A 16,793-nucleotide genomic window follows, 5' to 3' on the forward strand; every position below is an offset into this window, starting at 1 on the left:
AACGCATGACCGCGTATTCGTCCCAGTGGTGGCCCGCCTCCTAGGCGGACCTCCCAGCGCATACGCACCGGCCGCCTCGACGAGGCGGCCGATCGCATGTCGTACGCGCCCCCGTCGAGCACTGACGAAAGGGGCGCTCACCATGACCACCACCTGGCCAGCACTGCTCACCACGCTGCTCGACGGCAGGTCCCTCACCTCCCTCCAGGCCAAGTGGGCCATGGAGCAGATCATCGGCGAGACGGCCACGGACGCCCAGATCGCCGCGTTCGCGATCGCGCTCCGGGCCAAGGGCGAGAGCGTGGCCGAGGTGTCCGGGCTGGCCGACGGCATGCTCCTGAAATCGGCCGCGATCAGGGTCTCCGGCGACCCCGTGGACCTGGTCGGCACCGGCGGCGACCGCGCCCACACCGTGAACATCTCCACCATGGCCGCCATCGTCGCCGCCGCCGCGGGCGTCAAGGTCGTCAAGCACGGCGGCCGGGCCGCCTCCTCGCTGGCGGGCGCGGCGGACGTGCTGGAGGAGCTGGGCGTGGTCATCGACCTGCAGCCGGCCGCGGTGGTCAGGGTCGCGGACGAGGTCGGCATCACGTTCTGCTTCGCGCCCGCGTTCAACTCCGGGCTGAGACGCACCGCCGGGCCGCGCCGCGAGCTGGGCGTGCCCACGGTCTTCAACTTCCTGGGCCCGCTCACCAACCCGGCCCTGCCGGCCGCGCAGGCGGTCGGCGTCTTCCACCAGGGGATGGCGCCGGTCATCGCGGGCGTGCTGGCCCAGCGCGGCTGCTCCTCGCTGGTCTTCAGGGGCGACGACGGGCTCGACGAGCTCACCACCACGGGCCCCTCCACGATCTGGGTCGTACGCCGGGGCACGGTCACGCCCACCGCCTTCGACCCGGCCGACCTGTCGATCCCGCGGTCGCGCCAGGACGACCTGCGCGGCGGCGACGCCCGGCACAACGCGGCCGTGGCACGGGCCGTGCTCGCGGGCGAGCGGGGCCCGGTGCGGGACGTCGTCCTGCTCAACGCGGCCGCCGCCGTGGTGGCCGCCGAGGGAACGCCGCCCGCACCCGACCTCACGCCCGCCCTGGGCATGGCCTACAAGCGGGCCGCGGAGGCGGTCGACTCCGGCGCCGCGCTGTCCCTGCTCACCCTGTGGGCGCACGCCACGCAGGCCCAGGCGTCAGCGGGTCACTGAGGCCGGGTCATCGACAACACATCGAGCGCGGCGTCGAGCTGCTCCTCAGTGAGGGTGCCGTCGGCCACGTGGCCGCGCTCGATGACCACCTCGCGGATGGTCTTGCGCTCGGCCAGGGCCTGCTTGGCGATCTTGGCGGCCTCCTCGTAGCCGACGTACCTGTTCAGCGGGGTGACGATCGACGGGGACGACTCGGCGTACTCGCGCAGGCGCTCGACGTTCGCCGTGATGCCGGCGACGCAGCGGTCGGCGAGCAGCCGCGACACGTTCGCCAGCAGCCTGATCGACTCCAGGATGTTGCGCGCGATGATCGGCAACTGCACGTTCAGCTCGAAGTTGCCGGACGCGCCGGCGAACGTGATCGCCGTGTCGTTGCCGATGACCTGGGCCGCGACCATGACCGTGGCCTCGGGGAGCACCGGGTTGACCTTGCCGGGCATGATGGACGAGCCGGGCTGCAGGTCGGGCAGGTTGATCTCGGCCAGCCCGGCGCGCGGGCCCGAGCCCATCCAGCGGAGGTCGTTGGCGATCTTGGTCAGCGAGACGGCCACCACCTTGAGCTGGCCCGACAGCTCCACGATCGAGTCCTGCGCGCCCTGGGCCTCGAAATGATCAACGGCCTCGACGAACGGGATGCCGGTGGCCTCGGCCAGCTTGGCGATGGTCGCCTGAGCGAAGCCCGGCGGGGTGTTGATGCCGGTGCCCACGGCCGTGCCGCCCAGGGGCAGCTCGAGCACGCGCTCAAGGGCCGTCGCGACCCGCAGGACGCCGTTCTCGACCTGGGTGGCGTACCCGCCGAACTCCTGGCCGAGCCGCACCGGGGTCGCGTCCATCAGATGGGTGCGCCCCGACTTCACCACCCCGTCGAACTCGATCGCCTTCTCCCGCAGCACCGCCGCCAGATGCCTGAGCGAGGGCAGCAGGTGGAAGGTCACCTCCGTCGCCGCCGCCACATGGATCGAGGTGGGGAAGACGTCGTTGGACGACTGGGAGGCGTTCACGTGGTCGTTCGGGTGCACGGGACGGCCGAGGCGCTCCTCGGCCAGCGTCGCGATCACCTCGTTGGCGTTCATGTTGGACGAGGTGCCGGAGCCGGTCTGGAAGACGTCGATCGGGAAGTGGGCGTCGTGCTCGTTCTCGGCGACGTCGGCCGCCGCCTGGGCGACGGCCTCGGCCAGGTCCTTGTCGATCACGCCCAGCTCGCCGTTCACCTCGGCGGCCACCGCCTTGATCAGGCCGAGCGCGGCTATGTGGGACGGCTCGAGAGGGCGTCCGGAAACCGGGAAATTCTCCACTGCCCGCTGGGTCTGCGCGCGCCACCTGGCGCCTGAGGGCACGCGCACCTCGCCCATCGAGTCATGCTCGATTCTGAACTCGCTCATGACTTCCAGTCTGACCCACGACCGCCTTACGGCCGCGGCGCGGGTCAGCTGGAGAAGAGCGCGACGATGAGTACGGCGATCACCACGGCGGCCGCGGCGGCCACCGCCATGAGCACCAGCATGCCGTTGCGGTTGCCCGAGGGCTGCTCCGGCTGCCCGGCGATGGCGAACAGGTCGGTCCCCAGGCCCTTGCCCTGCTGCGGGACCTGCTGGCCTCCAGGCGGGGGCGGCGGCTGCTGGGGGCCCGGTTGCCGGGGGGCGGGCTGCCGGCCCGCGGGTGGCGTGGTGGGCGGATAGACCTGCTGGCCGGGCGCGGGCGGGAGCTGGATGCGCGTGGTGACGACCGCGCCCTCGTCGCCGGGCCCCTGCGGCGGCCTGCTCTGCTCCGGAGCCGGCGGGAACGGGCCCTTGGGACGCTGGACGCTGACCGTCCGCTCGGGGTCGAACCCCGCTTCAGGAGAGGCTGCGGCTCCTTGAGGGCCGGATTGCGGCTGGCGCTGAGGCGCGGCGTTGCGCGGCACGGTGGGCGTGCCGGGGCTCGTCATCGGCCCGTGCGGCCCCGACGCCGGCCCCCGGCCCGGGCCACCGGGCACTGGGCCGCCTGGCGCGCCGACGGGCCCTCTGGGCGCCTGCGGGCCTGGACCCTGGCCTGGGCCCTGACCCCGGCCGGCGGGACCCGGGCCCCAGGGCGCCTGGCCGCCGGGAGCGCCCGCGCCTCCGGGTCCGTACGGCGCGGGGCCGGCGGGCCCGGCCTGGGGGACCGGGGGCTTCTGCACAGGGTTCGTCTGGGCCTGGCCCGGATTCTTTTGGGCTGGGTTCTTGCCGGCGAACGGGTCGGGCAAAGCGGCCTCCTGCGCCATGAGAGCCTCAGCCGTGATCGCCGGCATGTCGCTCGTGGGGGTGTCGGCGACCATGCGCAGCAGGGTCTCCGCCTTGGCAGCGTTGAGGCGCTGCCGGTAGTCCTTGTTCAGCAGCCCGTTCAGCACGGGCCGCAGCTGACCTGCCTGCGTGGGCGGGTCGGCGCTCTCGGTGAGCAGCGCCGCCAGCGTCTCCGCGATCGTGGCCCGCTCGTACGCCGGGCGTCCCTCGACGGCGAAGTAGAGCGTCGCCCCGAGCGACCAGATGTCCGACTCGGGGCCGGTGTACTCGCCCCTGGCACGTTCCGGGGCCGTGTAGCCGGGCGAACCGATCACCATGCCCGTTTTCGTCAGCCGCGAGTCGCCCTCCGCCTTGGCGATGCCGAAGTCGGTGAGCACCACGCGCCCGCTCTCGGTGATGAGCACGTTGCCCGGCTTGACGTCGCGGTGGGTGATCCCCTGGGCGTGCGCGGCGCGCAGCGCCCCGAGCAGGTCCACGCCGATCTCCGCCACGAGCCGTGGTGGCAGCGGCCCCTCCTCGTCGATCACCTGCTCCAGCGATCGGGCCTCGATGAGCTCCATGATGATCCACGGGCTGTCGTCCTGGATCAGGACGTCGTGGATGGACGCCACCGAGGGATGGTTGATCCGCGCGGCGATGCGGCCCTCGCGGACCATGCGTTCGCGCAGCTCGGCCCGCTGGTCGTCAGTGAGTCCCGGGTCCTGGCGGATTTCCTTGACCGCCACCTCGCGCCCGAGTGCGCGGTCGCGGGCGCGCCACACGGTGCCCATCGTGCCCCGGCCGAGCGGGGCTATGAGCTCGTAGCGCTCCGCGAGCAGGCGTGTCTGCTGTTCCGGCATGAGAAGAAGATATCGATTCTCGCTTGGGAAGTGCTTTACCCTCGCTTGCGAAGTTCTCTTGGCCAGAACCGCCGAGGAAGGCACAACTTTATCACCGTCGCTTTGAAACGGGCATAAGCGGACGGCGTCGGCCGCGCTTCGACGCGCTTCCTGTGCACGCCCTCACCGGGCTTGCGCTCCTGCCTGGGCACCGGGACAGACAGCGCTGTCGTGGAGACGTCGGCCCGGTGAAGCCCACGATGCGTGGGCCTGCGTGTGAAAGACGGCGGGTTGATGGTCGGCCCGGAACGTACGGGCTTGCGCGGGGCCAGCGGCTCCTCGGCCGAGCCTCCGGCGGCCACCCTGGCCAGCATGAGCGAGGCCCGTACGGAGTCGAGCCTGGTCGCGGGGTCGATCCTGAGCAGCGCGTCAAGCACGGGGGCCAGCGGCCCGGCCTTGGTCATCGGGATCGGCTCGCCACTGGTCAGCGCCGCGAGCGCGGCGGCGGCCGTACGGCGCCCGTGCAGGCCCCTGCCTTCGACGGCGGTGTAGAGGGTCGCGCCGAGCGACCACAGATCGCCCGCCGGGCTGGCCTTCGAGCCCAGCACCCGCTCTGGAGCGATGTATCCCGCGGACCCCAGGACGATGCCCGCCTGGGTGATGGAAACGTCACCTTCCAGTGCGGCCAGACCGAAGTCGGTGAGCACCGCGCGGTCCTCGGTCACCAGCACGTTGCTCGGCTTGACGTCGCGGTGGAGGATCCCCTTGGCGTGCACGGCGCGCAGCGCCCCGAGGATCTGCCGGCCGATCTCGGCGGCCCTGCGCGGGTGGAGCGGTCCCTGCTCCTGGATGAGCTGCTCCAGGGACTTGGCCCGCAGCAGCTCCATCACGATCCACGGCCGGTCGTCCTCGGTGACCACGTCGAAGACGGTGATGACCGAAGGGTGCGCGACCATCGCGGTCGCCCGGCCCTCGCGCTCGGTGCGCGCGCACAGCTCGGCACGCAGCTCCTCGTCGAGCACGTTGGGCAGGCGCACTTCCTTGACCGCCACGTCGCGGTCGAGCAACTCGTCATGTGCCCGCCAAACGGTGCCCATGCCGCCGCGTCCGACCGGCTCCATAAGCCGGTAGCGCGCGGCGAGTAGGTAACCGGAGGGCGCACGCATGCCTGGCAGCTTACCTATTTGTGTAAACCGACCAGTAGAGGCGCGGCCGATAAATTGTTGCGAACTTAAGTCAACCCGCCTGACTCGTGACGTCAGCAAACCTCCTGGCCAGATCGGCCCAGTTGATGAGGCCCTGCGGATTCTCGGCGCAGTCCGGGCGCGCGTTCCGATACCGAGGGTGGCCGGGGAGGCTCCCGGGCCGGCGCCGGCGAGGCGTGGCCGCGGGGTCCTGCCGTCTCTTGGCAATGTCGAGGGAGTCAGATTGGTCCCGCCTCGCGGACGGCCTTACCCACGGCCCGCACGGGCCTCCCGTACCGGCTTTCCTGAACGCGTTTGCGCAGCTCGGCGGTGATGTGTGTCGTGCGGCACACTCGCGGGCCCGTTAAATGTGCATGATGCAAGGCAGGGGACTTTCAGGTGTACGGCAGGCTGACGGACAGGAACTGAGGGGCCCCGTCAGCGAGTTGTAAGGGTCCCGTAAGGGGGTGGGGGCATGGTACAGCCATGAGAGAGGGAGTTCTCCCACAGGCCCGCAAAGTGTCGGTGCCCGGCGTCAGAATGAGGGCGAACACCAAGGTCCCACCACTAACGACAGGTCGTTGAAGGACGTGATGAAGATGCGCCAGACCCAGGTTCGCACCCGGCCGAAGAAACCGAGCGGGATCGCTCTGGACCTTCGCACGCCATCGGGGCGCAAGCTGCCCTTTTGAAAGCCATGAATCAGGAGCGCAATCTGAGAGGTGCGCGATGTGCTGTCACTACCCCGCTTGCCCGAGTGCCGACTCACCCGACCGTGAGGCCTCACACGTGATCGCGGCCCACCCCGACCAGGGCTGGAGCCTGCTCTGCAACGGCGTCGTGCTGTTCGACGACACCGGTCTGCTGCTGCCCGACGGCACCGTCGTGGCGCCGCACCGGGCCCCGGTGGCCGCCTGAGCCGCACCTCGCCCGCGCCAGGGGCGTATCCGGCTCACTCGCCGCCACCCTCAGCCCACCGCCTCCGCGGCGACCCGGCCTTCCGGGGTGACACCGCCCCCCGGGGCCGGCGACTCTCGCGCCTGGCTCGCCCGCCCGCCCCCAAGCCCCGCCCCACCGGCGGTCGGCCGCGCCGGTGGGTGGAGCCTCAAGGATCAGGCGGTCAGCGGCGGCCGATCGTCAGCACGGGGCCGGTGCGGTCGGTGAAGAAGTCGTCGCCCTTGTCGTCCACCACGATGAACGCCGGGAAGTCCACGACCTCGATCTTCCACACCGCCTCCATCCCCAGCTCGGGATACTCCAGCACCTCGACCTTCTTGATGCAGTCCTGCGCCAGCCGCGCCGCGGGCCCGCCGATGGAGCCCAGGTAGAACCCGCCGTGCTGCTGGCAGGCCTCCGTGACCTGCTTCGACCGGTTGCCCTTGGCCAGCATGACCATGGAGCCGCCGGCCGCCTGGAAGCGCCCCACGTACGAGTCCATCCGCCCGGCGGTCGTCGGCCCGAACGAGCCCGACGCGTACCCCGAAGGGGTCTTGGCCGGCCCGGCGTAGTAGACGGCGTGGTCCTTCAGGTACTGAGGCATCTCGCCGCCGTTGTCGAGCAGCTCGGCGATCTTGGCGTGGGCGATGTCGCGGGCGACCACGAGGGGGCCGGTCAGGGAGAGGCGGGTCTTGACGGGATATTTCGTGAGCTCGGCGAGAATCTCGGGCATGGGGCGGTTGAGGTTGATCTGGACGACGTCGTCCGAGAGGTGCTCGTCCGTCGTCTCCGGGAGGAACCGCGCCGGGTCCGTCTCCAGCTTCTCGAGGAAGACGCCCTCAGGGGTGATCTTGGCCAGCGCCTGGCGGTCGGCCGAGCAGGAGACCGCGATGGCCACCGGGCAGGAGGCCCCGTGCCGGGGCAGGCGGATGACGCGTACGTCGTGGCAGAAGTACTTGCCGCCGAACTGCGCCCCGATCCCCAGCTTCTGCGTCAGCTCGAAGACCTTGGCCTCCATCTCCAGGTCGCGGAACCCGTGCCCGGACGCCGACCCCTCCGTGGGGATCGAGTCGAGGTAGCGGGCGCTGGCGTACTTGGCGGTCTTCAGCGCGTACTCGGCGGAGGTGCCGCCCACCACGACGGCCAGGTGGTAAGGCGGGCAGGCCGCGGTGCCGAGCGAGCGGATCTTCTCCTCCAGGAAGGCCATCATGCGCTTCTCGTTGAGCACGGCCTTGGTCTCCTGGTACAGGAACGACTTGTTGGCCGAGCCGCCGCCCTTGGCCATGAACAGCAGCTTGTACTCGTCCGGGTGGCCGTGCGGGTCCTCGGCGTACAGCTCGATCTGGGCGGGGAGGTTGTCGCCGGTGTTCTTCTCGTCCCACATGTTCAGGGGCGCCATCTGCGAGTAACGCAGGTTGAGCTTGGTGTACGCGTCGTACACGCCCCGGGAGATGTGCTCGGAGTCGAGCCCGTCGGTCAGCACGTGACGCCCGCGCTTGCCCATGACGATCGCGGTGCCGGTGTCCTGGCACATGGGCAGGACGCCACCGGCGGAGATGGAGGCGTTCTTGAGCAGGTCGAGCGCCACGAAGCGGTCGTTGCCGCTCGACTCGGGGTCGTCGACGATCTTCCGGAGCTGGGCGAGGTGCGAGGCCCGCAGGAAGTGGGAGATGTCGTGGATGGCCGTCTCGGTCAGCAGCCGCAGCGCCTCCGGCTCGACCTCGAGGAACGTACGCCCGGCCGCCTCGACCTTCCGCACCCCCTCCGACGTGATCAGCCGATACTCGGTCTCATCGGCTCCCAGCGGCAGCAGGTCGGTGTAGTCGAACTCGCCCATGTCCATCCTTTCGGTCCCCCAAGAGATTACGCGCCTCCGGGAGATCCCACTTCGCTGACCGCCTGCGACCGTCCGGCGGTCAGGCCGACCAGGATGCCGGCGATCACCAGGCCCGCCCCCAGCAGGTCGTACGCGGTCGGCATCGCCACGCCGAGCACCGCCCCCGTCACGATCGCGCCGACCGGGATGATCCCCGCGAAGAGCCCGGCCCGGCCGGGACCCAGCTTGGGCAGCGAGCTGTACCAGAGGAAGAACGCCACCACGGTGACCACGGTCGCCAGGTACGCGAACCCGAGCGCCTCCGCCCACGTCGGCGGCCGGAACATCCCGGCGCCCTCGTGCGCCAGCCCGATCACGGCCAGCAGCGGCACGGCCAGCGCCGTCGAGTAGGCCGACACCCTGATCGCCCCCAGCCGCGGCAGCAGCGGAATGGCCAGCATGGAGAAGCACACCTCGCCGACGAGCGCCCCCAGCGCCCATAGCAGGCCGGTCAGGTTGCCGCTGCCGAGCCCCGTGGCGAGCGTCGCCCCGGCCACCACCACGCAGGCCCCGGCCAGCAGCCGCGGCGCGGGCCGCCCGCCGGCCAGCGCGAGGGCCAGCGGCACGGTGCCGAGCACGGTCCCGACCAGGGCCGGCCCGGCGGCGCTGGTCGACTCGATCACGCAGACGTTGAAGATGACCAGGCCGAACAGGGTGAGCCCGGCGAGGCAGAGCAGCTCGCGCGGCGTGAGGCGGACGAACCGCAGGCCGAGCGCTCGCGTTATGACAAGCAGGATGACCGACGCCACGAGATACCGAACGGCCTGTCCGCCGTATATGGGATAGCCGTCCACCAGTCCCGACACCCCGGCCAGCGTCCCGACGAGGAACATGGCCGAGGCCGCACCCACGATGCCGTTTCTCATGCGAAGGATGCTAGGGAGACAATGGTTCGCGTAAACAGTCCAATGTCCCGCCAGAAGACAGGACCAATATGGCTGACCTCCATATCCAGATAAATCGCGATAAGGGGGGAATCGCCGGGCAGATCGCCTCCGAGCTGCGCGACTCCATCAGGGGCGGCCGGCTGACGCCGGGCACCCGTCTGCCCGCGACCCGCGACCTCGCCACCGACCTCCAGGTCTCCAGAGGCGTGGTGGTGGAGGCGTACGAGCAGCTCGTCGCCGAGGGCTTCCTGGTCTCCCGGGTGGGTGTCGGCACCCAGGTCACCCCCAAGACCGCACCCCGGGCCGCCCCGCGGCAGAAGACGCCTCCCCGGCCCAAGCCGGTGCGCCGCGCGTCGAGCGCCCCCGTGTGCGCGCCGTACTACGGTCATCGCCCCACCTCTCCCGACCTCAGCCACTTCCCCCGCGAGCGCTGGCTCGCCGCCGTCAGGCACGTCCTGACCACCGTACCCTCGGAAGCCTTCGATTACGGGGACCCTGGCGGGGTGCCTGAGCTGCGAGAAGAGCTGGCCGGCTATCTCCGGCGGGTCAGGGCGGCGGACGTGCGCCCCCAGAATCTCGTCATCGTCGGCGGCGTGGCGCAGGGCCTGAGCCTGGTGCTGCACGTGCTGAGCCGGCAGCGGCCGATCCGGCTCGCCGTCGAGGACCCGACGAGCCACCGCCAGGCCCCGCTGCTGCGGCGCGCGGGCGCGCACCTGGTGCCGGTGCCCGTGGACGAGGAAGGCCTGGACGTGCGGAAACTGAGCGGCGACGCCGTCCTCGTCACCCCGGCGCACCAATATCCGACCGGCGTGGTGCTCTCGCCGCCGCGCCGGGCCGCCCTCATGGAGTGGGCGTACGCGGGCAACCGGGTGATCCTGGAGGACGACTACGACGCGGAGTTCCGCTTCGACCGCGACCCCGTCGGCTGCCTCCAGGGCCTGGCCCCCGACCGGGTGGTCCTCTCGGGCAGCGTCAGCAAGGCCCTGGCGCCGGGGCTGCGGCTCGGCTGGGTGGCCGCGCCTCCCGACCTGGCGGAGGCCGTCCGCCGGGCGCGGGGCGAGCTGGACCTGGGCTCGCCGGTCGTCGAGCAGTACGCGCTGGCGCACTTCCTGCGTACCGGCGGCTACGACAAGCACCTGCGCAGGATGCGCCGCGAATACCGCCGCCGCAGGGACGCTCTGGTCAGGGCGCTGGCCGAGGAGCTGCCGGAGGTGCGGGTCAAGGGCATCGACGCGGGCCTGCACGTCTACCTGGAGCTGCCGGCCGGCTGGGACGAGCTGACGGCCGCGCTTGTCGCGCAGGAGCTCGGCCTGTCCGCCGAGCCCGTGGGGCCGATGCGCGAGTCGGCGGGGCCCGCGGCCGTGGTGGTGGGGTTCGCGCGGCTGCCGGCGCACAAGGCGCTGGACGCCGTTCGAGGCTTGAAGGTCAGAATGTCAGGACAAAATGTTGACTGAGGTAGAAGGGCTCGCTTAGAAAGAAAGCCTGGTCCTGATTGGAGGCGTCATGCGTGTGGGACTGCTGGGTCTGGGCAGAATCGGAGCCTTTCACGCCGCGACCCTGGCCGCGCATCCGCTGGTGGACGAGCTGATCGTGGCCGATCCCGTGCGCACGTCGCCGTACGGCAGGCCGGGGGACCCGTTCGAGTCGGACGCCGTGGTCATCGCGACCCCGACCGGCACCCACGCCGAGCTCATCATCAAGGCGTGCGAGAAGGGCATCCCGGTCTTCTGCGAGAAGCCGGTCGCGGGCACCGTGGACGAGACCGTCAAGGTGCTGGAGGCGAGCGCGGGCAACCGGGTGCAGATCGGGTTCCAGCGCAGGTTCGACCCCGGTTACGCGGCGGCGGCGGTCGCGCTGCGCGCCGGTGAGCTGGGGGAGCTGCACCGCGTTCACCTCATCACCGCCGATCCCGCGCCGCCGCCCGCCGCGTACATCGCGACCTCAGGCGGCATCTTCCGCGACTGCCACATCCACGACTTCGACATCCTGCGCTGGGTGACCGGCCGCGAGGTCACCTCCGTGTACGCGACCGGGGCCAACCGCGGCGCCGCGTTCTTCGCGGAGGCGGGCGACGTCGACAACAGCGCCGCGCTGCTCACCCTGGACGACGGCACGCTGGCCACCCTGCAGGGCTCCCGCTACAACGGCGGCGGGTACGACGTGCGCATGGAGCTGGCCGGCACCAGGCGCACCCAGGCCGTCGGTCTGAGCCCGCGCGCCCCGCTGCACTCGGCGGAGGGCACGCCGGACCCGCAGGATCCCTGGCCCGATTTCGTCACCCGTTTCGAGACGGCCTACCGCAACGAGATCGACGGCTTCCTGACCAGCGAGCAGAGCCTCTGCACGATCGAGGACGCCCTGGAGGCGCTGTACGTGGCCGAGGCCGCCGATCTGTCGCTCCGCGAGCGCCGTACCGTCGAGGTCGCCGAAGTGCGGCGCTGAAGCCGCTCAGGCGGCGGAGGGGTTGGGGGTCTGGCGCCTGGGCTCGAAGCCCGGGGCGAGGGCGATGATGACGGCGGCCAGCACGAGCGGCGCGGCGAACGCCCACCGCAGGCCCGCCGCGTCCGCGATCCCGCCCACGAGGGCCGTGCCCACGACGAAGCCGATGTAGTTGAAGAGGTTCACCCGGGCGATGGCCACCCCGGTCCCGGCCGGGTCGAGCTTGCCCGCCGCCGAGAACGACTGCGGCGCCACCACCGACAGCCCCACCCCGGTCAGGCCGAACGCGACGATGGCCAGCGGCTGGGTCGGGGCCGCGACGACGCCGAGGAAGCCCAGGGTGGCGATCAGGCCGCCGATCCTGACGATGGCCGCGGGCCCGTACCGCCGGACCGCGAGGTCGCCGCCGAGCCGGACGGCCAGCGTGGTCGCCTGGTACGCGGCGTAGGCCAGCGGGACCACCTGCGGACCCGCCGAGAGCACGTTCTTCATGAACAGGGTGTTGAAGCTCGACACGGCGGAGTCGCCGATGTACAGGAACCCCATGGCCAGGCAGAGCGGGATGATCGGCCGCCAGGGGAATCCGCCCGCGGCGGCGTCGGCGGGGGCGTCCTCGACCTTCTCCTCCTCCGGCGAGCACAGACCGCGTCCGAACACGAGCGAGCCCGCCAGCGCGAACACCATCGGGACCGACATGATCACCGGGAGCGGCAGGGTGGCGGCCACCGACGCCCATCCCGCCGCGAGCATGCTGAACACGCTCCACAGGCAGTGGAAGCCGTTCAGGACCTGCACGCCGTACCTGCGCTCGACCGCCACGCCCTGCATGTTCATGCCCGCGTCCACCGCGCCCAACGCCACGCCGAACACCAGGAGCACCGGCACCAGCAGCGGCACACTGGGCGCGAGCCCGACGAGCACCACGGCGAGCGCGACCACGGGCTGGGCGACGCGCAGGAGCAGCCTGCTGCCGAACCGGGCGGCGAACGTGCCCGCCGCCACGCTGCCCACCCCCGCGAACACGGGCACGATCAGCAGCAGGAGTGTCAGCGCGCCCTCGTCGAGGCCGTGCTTGGCCTGCAGGTTCGCGACCTGGACGAGCAGCGAGGCGAAGGACAGGCCCTGTACGGCATAGACGACGTACGTGGCGATGCGGGCCTGACGATCACGCGAGGACGGCACGACGGCCTCCTGATGGGGGGAATCAAACGTGAGGCTGGGTCAGGTTAGCGGCCCGCCACTCCGTTCCGCCAGCCCACAGACCCTGGCATCGACCAGGCGTCCGGTTTGCTCCGTCGTGTCCAGTTGCTTGGCGGCGGCCCAGACGCCGAGCGCGAGCAGGGCGCCCACCTCCGTGACGGCCATCCCGCGCTCCACCAGGCCGAGCGGCATGACGCGCCACCACGCCAGCCCGTTGCGCGCCCCGATGAACATGGCCGCCGCGATGCCCGCCACCCACAGCAGCGAGCAGATCCCGAGCCCGAAGGCCACCAGCGTGGCCCGCGACCGCTCGCGGTGCCGCCAGGGCCTGGCGATGATCACCGCGGCCAGCGGCAGGCTGAGGAAGGCGACGAAGCTGCCCACCCGGTGGATGCTCCCGCTCAGGCTGGGGCCGACCGACCAGTCGTGCTTCTCGAACCACGCCGTCATGAACAGCCCCACGCTCCACCCCATGAGCGCGACGGTGCCGAAGACCCCCGCCAGCCGCTGGCGTGCCAGCGACACCCCGATGGCCGCCGATCCGACCGCGAGCAGCCCCACCGCCAGCCCGAAGATCCAGCCGTCGGGGCCGAGGCCGTGCTCGCTGATGGTCCGCCTGATCGGGTTCATCTCGTCGAGGCTGGTCAGCTCCAGGCCCAGGATGACCACTATGCCCGCGCCCGCCACACCGAGACCCCATCGCGCCGGTTGATGCACGCACACACCTCCCTTTTGCCGGGATCAACGGCGTGGAAGGGCCTGGGATTCCTCAGGCCTTGAGCCGCGCCCCTCCGTCGACGGTCAGGACGATGCCGGTCGTGTACGCGTTGCGCACCACGTACTCGATCGTGGCCGCCACGTCCTCGGGCCGGCCCACGCGCCGGACCGGCAGGCTCTCGGCGGCGCCCTCCATGAAGGCGGCCCGCGCCTCGTCGCCGATCTCCGACCACCAGTCGGTGTCGATCACGCCGGGGGAGACCGCGTTCACCCTGATGGGGGCCAGTTCGACGGCCAGACCGGGCACCGCGGCCTCGATCGCGCCGTTCACCGCCGCCAGCGTGGCGATGCCGGGCAGGGCCGCGCCGGCCGAGGCCGCGGTCACGAAGGTGATCGAGCCCTCCGGGTTCAGCACGCCCAGCGCGGCCTGCGCGGTCAGCAGATGGGGGACCAGCTTGTTCCGCACCGCCTCGGTCAGCCCCTCGCCGGTCAGCGAGCTCAGCGGGCCCGCGCCGCCGCGGCCCGTCACGGTGACGATCAGGTGGTCGACGGTGCCCAGCCCCTCGAACAGCGCCCGCATCGCCCCGGTGTCGCGCGCGTCCACGACCTGCCCACTCACTGGGCCCCGCGCCTGGTCGCCGAGCTGCTTCAACGCCGAACGCAGACGCTCCTCCGAGCGGCCCGTGACGACCACCTCGGCGCCGCCCGCGGCCAGCCGGGCCGCCGCCGCCAGACCGATGCCGGACGTGCCGCCGACGATCACTACTCGCATCTTCGTCGTCCTCTCATTACGAGACATCTTGCCTCGAATATAAAACGAGGCACGGTGTCTTGTAAAGTGGGCGCCATGGTTGGCAGACCTCGCAGCGAAGCGGCCAGGAAGGCGATCCTCCGGGCGGCGCTCGACCTGTGCGCCCGCGACGGATACCAGAACGTGACCATGAAGGGCATCGCCCAGGTCGCGGGCAGCGGCAGGCAGACCGTCTACCGCTGGTGGCAGACCAGGGCGCAGGTCCTGCTGGAGGCCCTGACCGACGTCCTGGCCGAGGAGGTGCAGGGGCTGCCGGACACCGGGGACGCGCGGGCCGATCTGGTGACGTTCCTGGAGCAGACGTTCGCGCTGGCGCGGGGGGTCGCGGGGCAGGTCGTCGTGGGGCTGATGGCCGACGCCCAGTCCGACGCGGAGCTGGCCGCCGAGCTGCGGGCGAAGCTCATCGATCCCCGCCGCGCCGCCCTGCGCGCGGTCCTGGCGCGCGGCGCCGTGCCGGATGACGTGGACCTGGAACTGGCCGTCGATCTCGTCTTCGGCGCGATGTGGTACCGGCTGCTCAACCGCCACGCCGAAGTGAATCAGGAACTGGCCGAGGAAATCGCCGGACTTCTGGCGCGCATCAACTGATTCTTGCGACTTACGGAGCGCATCTGCTGATTTGGCACGAGCGATTATCGCGGGCGCCGGTTATCGTCGGATGTGTGAACGAACGCGCGCAATCGTGGCTGCCGAAGCTGCAGGAAGTCGGAGAGCGGCTGGCCGAGGAGTGGGTGTCGGCCCGGCGGCCGCACGCGGCGAGCGACGCGCCGCAGCCCCACGAGCTCCGCGCGTCCGACGCCGATCGCGAACGCATCGCCCAGGTGCTGCAGGACGCGCACGCCGACGGCCGGATCACCCTCGACGAGCTCGAGGAACGGCTCGGCGTGCTCTACTCCGCGCGCACGCTGGGCGAGCTGGCCGCGCTCACCGAGGACCTGCTGCCCGCCGACCAGCAGCCGCTCAACCTGGACGGCCGCCCCGTGTCGGCCATCTTCAAGCAGGAGCAGCGCGGCGGGCGCTGGGTCGTGCCCGCCGAGCTGGACGTGACGGCCATGTTCGGCACCACCAAGCTGGACTTCCGCGACGCGATCCTGCAGAACCGGCAGATCATCATCAACGCCACCCTCGTCTTCGGCGGGCTGGAGATCCACGTGCCGGAGGGGCTCGAGGTGATCAGGGTCGCCAAGGGCAAGTCCGTACGGCTGACCAAGCAGCCGACCGAGCCCGGCGCGCCCGTCGTCGAGGTGCGCACCACGAACTTCGCGGGAGACGTGAAGGTCAAGGAGCCACCCCGCCGCAAGCGCCGCCGCTGAGTCCTCAGCCGGCCGTGTAGAAGTTGATCGCGCTGTACGCGCGCAGCTTCCAGAGCTGGTGCTCGCTCTCGATCTTGCGGATGGTGCCCGAGCGGCCGCGCATCACCAGCGACTCCGTCACCGCCGCGCCGGCGCGGAACCGTACGCCCTGCATGAGCTCACCGTGCGTGATGCCGGTCGCCGCGAAGAACACGTCGTCGGACTTGACCAGGTCGTTCGTCGTGAGCACCTGGTCGAGGTCGTGCCCGGCGTTCACGGCCTTGGAGCGCTCGGCGTCGTCGCGCGGCCAGAGCTTGCCCTGGATCACGCCGCCCAGGCACTTGAGCGCGCACGCGGCCACGATGCCCTCGGGCGTGCCGCCGATGCCCAGCAGCAGGTCGATGCCGGTGCCCCCGCGGGCCGCCATGATCGCGCCGGCCACGTCGCCGTCCGTGATGAACTTGATCCGCGCGCCCGCCTCGCGGATCTCCTTGACCAGCCCCTCGTGCCTGGGCCGGTCCAGCACGACCACGGTCACGTCGGAGGGCGAGCAGTGCTTGGCCCTGGCGACCGCGTTGATGTTCGCGGACACGGGGGCCTCGATGTCGACCACGTCGGCCGCCTCGGGGCCCGTGACCAGCTTCTCCATGTAGAACACGGCCGACGGGTCGTACATCGAGCCGCGCTCGCTCACCGCGATCACCGACACCGCGTCCGGCATGCCCAAAGCCGTCAGCCGGGTGCCGTCGATGGGGTCCACGGCCACGTCGCAGTCGGGGCCGCTGCCGTCGCCCACCTGCTCGCCGTTGAACAGCATCGGGGCGTGGTCCTTCTCGCCCTCACCGATGACCACCACGCCGTTCATAGAAACCGTGTTGATCAGCTGGCGCATGGCGTTCACCGCCGCGCCGTCGGCGCCGTTCTTGTCGCCCCGGCCGACCCACCGGGCCGCCGCCATCGCGGCCGCCTCCGTGACGCGCACCAGTTCCAACGCCAGGTTGCGGTCGGGGGCGTGCTCGCCCGTGGCGAGCGCGGGCGGTACGGATGTCTGATCGGACATGATGGGCAGCCTCCTAAGGGGAATCTACGTCGATCGTAGTTGTCCCCCTCTTCCCGCCCAGAGGCGGATAATCTGCCCATCTCCTGCCCGAGATGACCGCTTCCTCGCAGCAGGGGC

The 16,793-nt window shown here is 71.2% G+C and carries 15 protein-coding genes; 6 read left to right on the forward strand and 9 right to left on the reverse strand.

All coding sequences use genetic code 11. The annotated features are described in order from the left end of the window. Nucleotides 1-142: 142 nt before the first annotated feature. Entirely contained in the window at nucleotides 143-1,195 is a 1,053-nt protein-coding gene (gene trpD, locus ACIHFD_RS56295; protein ID WP_397373907.1) for an anthranilate phosphoribosyltransferase, read from the forward strand. Here the strand turns inward: trpD and ACIHFD_RS56300 are convergent. Genes ACIHFD_RS56300 through ACIHFD_RS56310 form a run of 3 tightly spaced genes read right to left on the reverse strand, consistent with a single transcriptional unit; the run spans nucleotide 1,189 to nucleotide 5,440 of the window. Further along, complete coding sequence (locus tag ACIHFD_RS56300) at nucleotides 1,189-2,577, reverse strand: class II fumarate hydratase (protein ID WP_397373908.1); 1,389 nt, start codon at nucleotides 2,575-2,577, stop codon at nucleotides 1,189-1,191. The genes trpD and ACIHFD_RS56300 overlap by 7 nt on opposite strands. 44 nt (nucleotides 2,578-2,621) lie before the next feature. Next, entirely contained in the window at nucleotides 2,622-4,295 is a 1,674-nt protein-coding gene (locus ACIHFD_RS56305) for a serine/threonine-protein kinase (RefSeq protein ID WP_397373909.1), read from the reverse strand. Between the two features lie 35 nt (nucleotides 4,296-4,330). Next, complete coding sequence (locus ACIHFD_RS56310; protein WP_350725660.1) at nucleotides 4,331-5,440, reverse strand: serine/threonine-protein kinase; 1,110 nt, start codon at nucleotides 5,438-5,440, stop codon at nucleotides 4,331-4,333. Between the two features lie 747 nt (nucleotides 5,441-6,187). Here ACIHFD_RS56310 and ACIHFD_RS56315 point away from each other — a divergent pair. Beyond that, the gene (locus tag ACIHFD_RS56315; RefSeq protein ID WP_350725658.1) at nucleotides 6,188-6,376 is read left to right on the forward strand and encodes a DUF5999 family protein; all 189 of its coding nucleotides are present in this window, start codon (nucleotides 6,188-6,190) and stop codon (nucleotides 6,374-6,376) included. Nucleotides 6,377-6,578: 202 nt separating this feature from the next. On the opposite strand, the gene ACIHFD_RS56320 is transcribed toward ACIHFD_RS56315, so the two are convergent. Further along, the gene (locus ACIHFD_RS56320) at nucleotides 6,579-8,231 is read right to left on the reverse strand and encodes a fumarate hydratase (protein WP_397373910.1); all 1,653 of its coding nucleotides are present in this window, start codon (nucleotides 8,229-8,231) and stop codon (nucleotides 6,579-6,581) included. Between the two features lie 26 nt (nucleotides 8,232-8,257). Next, nucleotides 8,258-9,136, reverse strand: coding sequence for a DMT family transporter (locus ACIHFD_RS56325; protein ID WP_350725654.1), 879 nt, complete (start codon nucleotides 9,134-9,136; stop codon nucleotides 8,258-8,260). Nucleotides 9,137-9,204: 68 nt separating this feature from the next. Between ACIHFD_RS56325 and ACIHFD_RS56330 the strand changes: the two genes are divergently transcribed. After that, nucleotides 9,205-10,611 carry a PLP-dependent aminotransferase family protein gene (locus ACIHFD_RS56330; RefSeq protein ID WP_397373911.1) on the forward strand — a complete coding sequence of 469 codons (1,407 nt, stop codon included), beginning with the start codon at nucleotides 9,205-9,207 and terminating at the stop codon, nucleotides 10,609-10,611. Nucleotides 10,612-10,660: 49 nt separating this feature from the next. Continuing rightward, the gene (locus ACIHFD_RS56335) at nucleotides 10,661-11,599 is read left to right on the forward strand and encodes a Gfo/Idh/MocA family oxidoreductase (protein ID WP_397373912.1); all 939 of its coding nucleotides are present in this window, start codon (nucleotides 10,661-10,663) and stop codon (nucleotides 11,597-11,599) included. A gap of 6 nt (nucleotides 11,600-11,605) precedes the next feature. Here ACIHFD_RS56335 and ACIHFD_RS56340 read toward each other — a convergent pair whose 3' ends face one another. From ACIHFD_RS56340 to ACIHFD_RS56350, 3 genes are read right to left on the reverse strand one after another with little or no spacing between them, the layout of a single operon-like run. After that, nucleotides 11,606-12,778, reverse strand: a complete 1,173-nt coding sequence (locus ACIHFD_RS56340; RefSeq protein ID WP_350725648.1) for an MFS transporter — start codon at nucleotides 12,776-12,778, stop codon at nucleotides 11,606-11,608. Between the two features lie 39 nt (nucleotides 12,779-12,817). Then, complete coding sequence (locus ACIHFD_RS56345; RefSeq protein ID WP_397373913.1) at nucleotides 12,818-13,513, reverse strand: DUF998 domain-containing protein; 696 nt, start codon at nucleotides 13,511-13,513, stop codon at nucleotides 12,818-12,820. Between the two features lie 52 nt (nucleotides 13,514-13,565). Beyond that, the gene (locus ACIHFD_RS56350; protein ID WP_397373914.1) at nucleotides 13,566-14,285 is read right to left on the reverse strand and encodes an SDR family oxidoreductase; all 720 of its coding nucleotides are present in this window, start codon (nucleotides 14,283-14,285) and stop codon (nucleotides 13,566-13,568) included. A gap of 75 nt (nucleotides 14,286-14,360) precedes the next feature. Between ACIHFD_RS56350 and ACIHFD_RS56355 the strand changes: the two genes are divergently transcribed. Further along, complete coding sequence (locus ACIHFD_RS56355) at nucleotides 14,361-14,912, forward strand: TetR/AcrR family transcriptional regulator (RefSeq protein WP_397373915.1); 552 nt, start codon at nucleotides 14,361-14,363, stop codon at nucleotides 14,910-14,912. 74 nt (nucleotides 14,913-14,986) lie between these two features. Beyond that, nucleotides 14,987-15,637 carry a DUF1707 domain-containing protein gene (locus ACIHFD_RS56360; RefSeq protein WP_350725641.1) on the forward strand — a complete coding sequence of 217 codons (651 nt, stop codon included), beginning with the start codon at nucleotides 14,987-14,989 and terminating at the stop codon, nucleotides 15,635-15,637. A gap of 4 nt (nucleotides 15,638-15,641) precedes the next feature. Here ACIHFD_RS56360 and glpX read toward each other — a convergent pair whose 3' ends face one another. After that, nucleotides 15,642-16,676 carry a class II fructose-bisphosphatase gene (glpX, locus tag ACIHFD_RS56365; protein WP_355197306.1) on the reverse strand — a complete coding sequence of 345 codons (1,035 nt, stop codon included), beginning with the start codon at nucleotides 16,674-16,676 and terminating at the stop codon, nucleotides 15,642-15,644. Nucleotides 16,677-16,793: the final 117 nt, after the last annotated feature.

The sequence above is a fragment of the Nonomuraea sp. NPDC051941 genome (assembly GCF_044593615.1).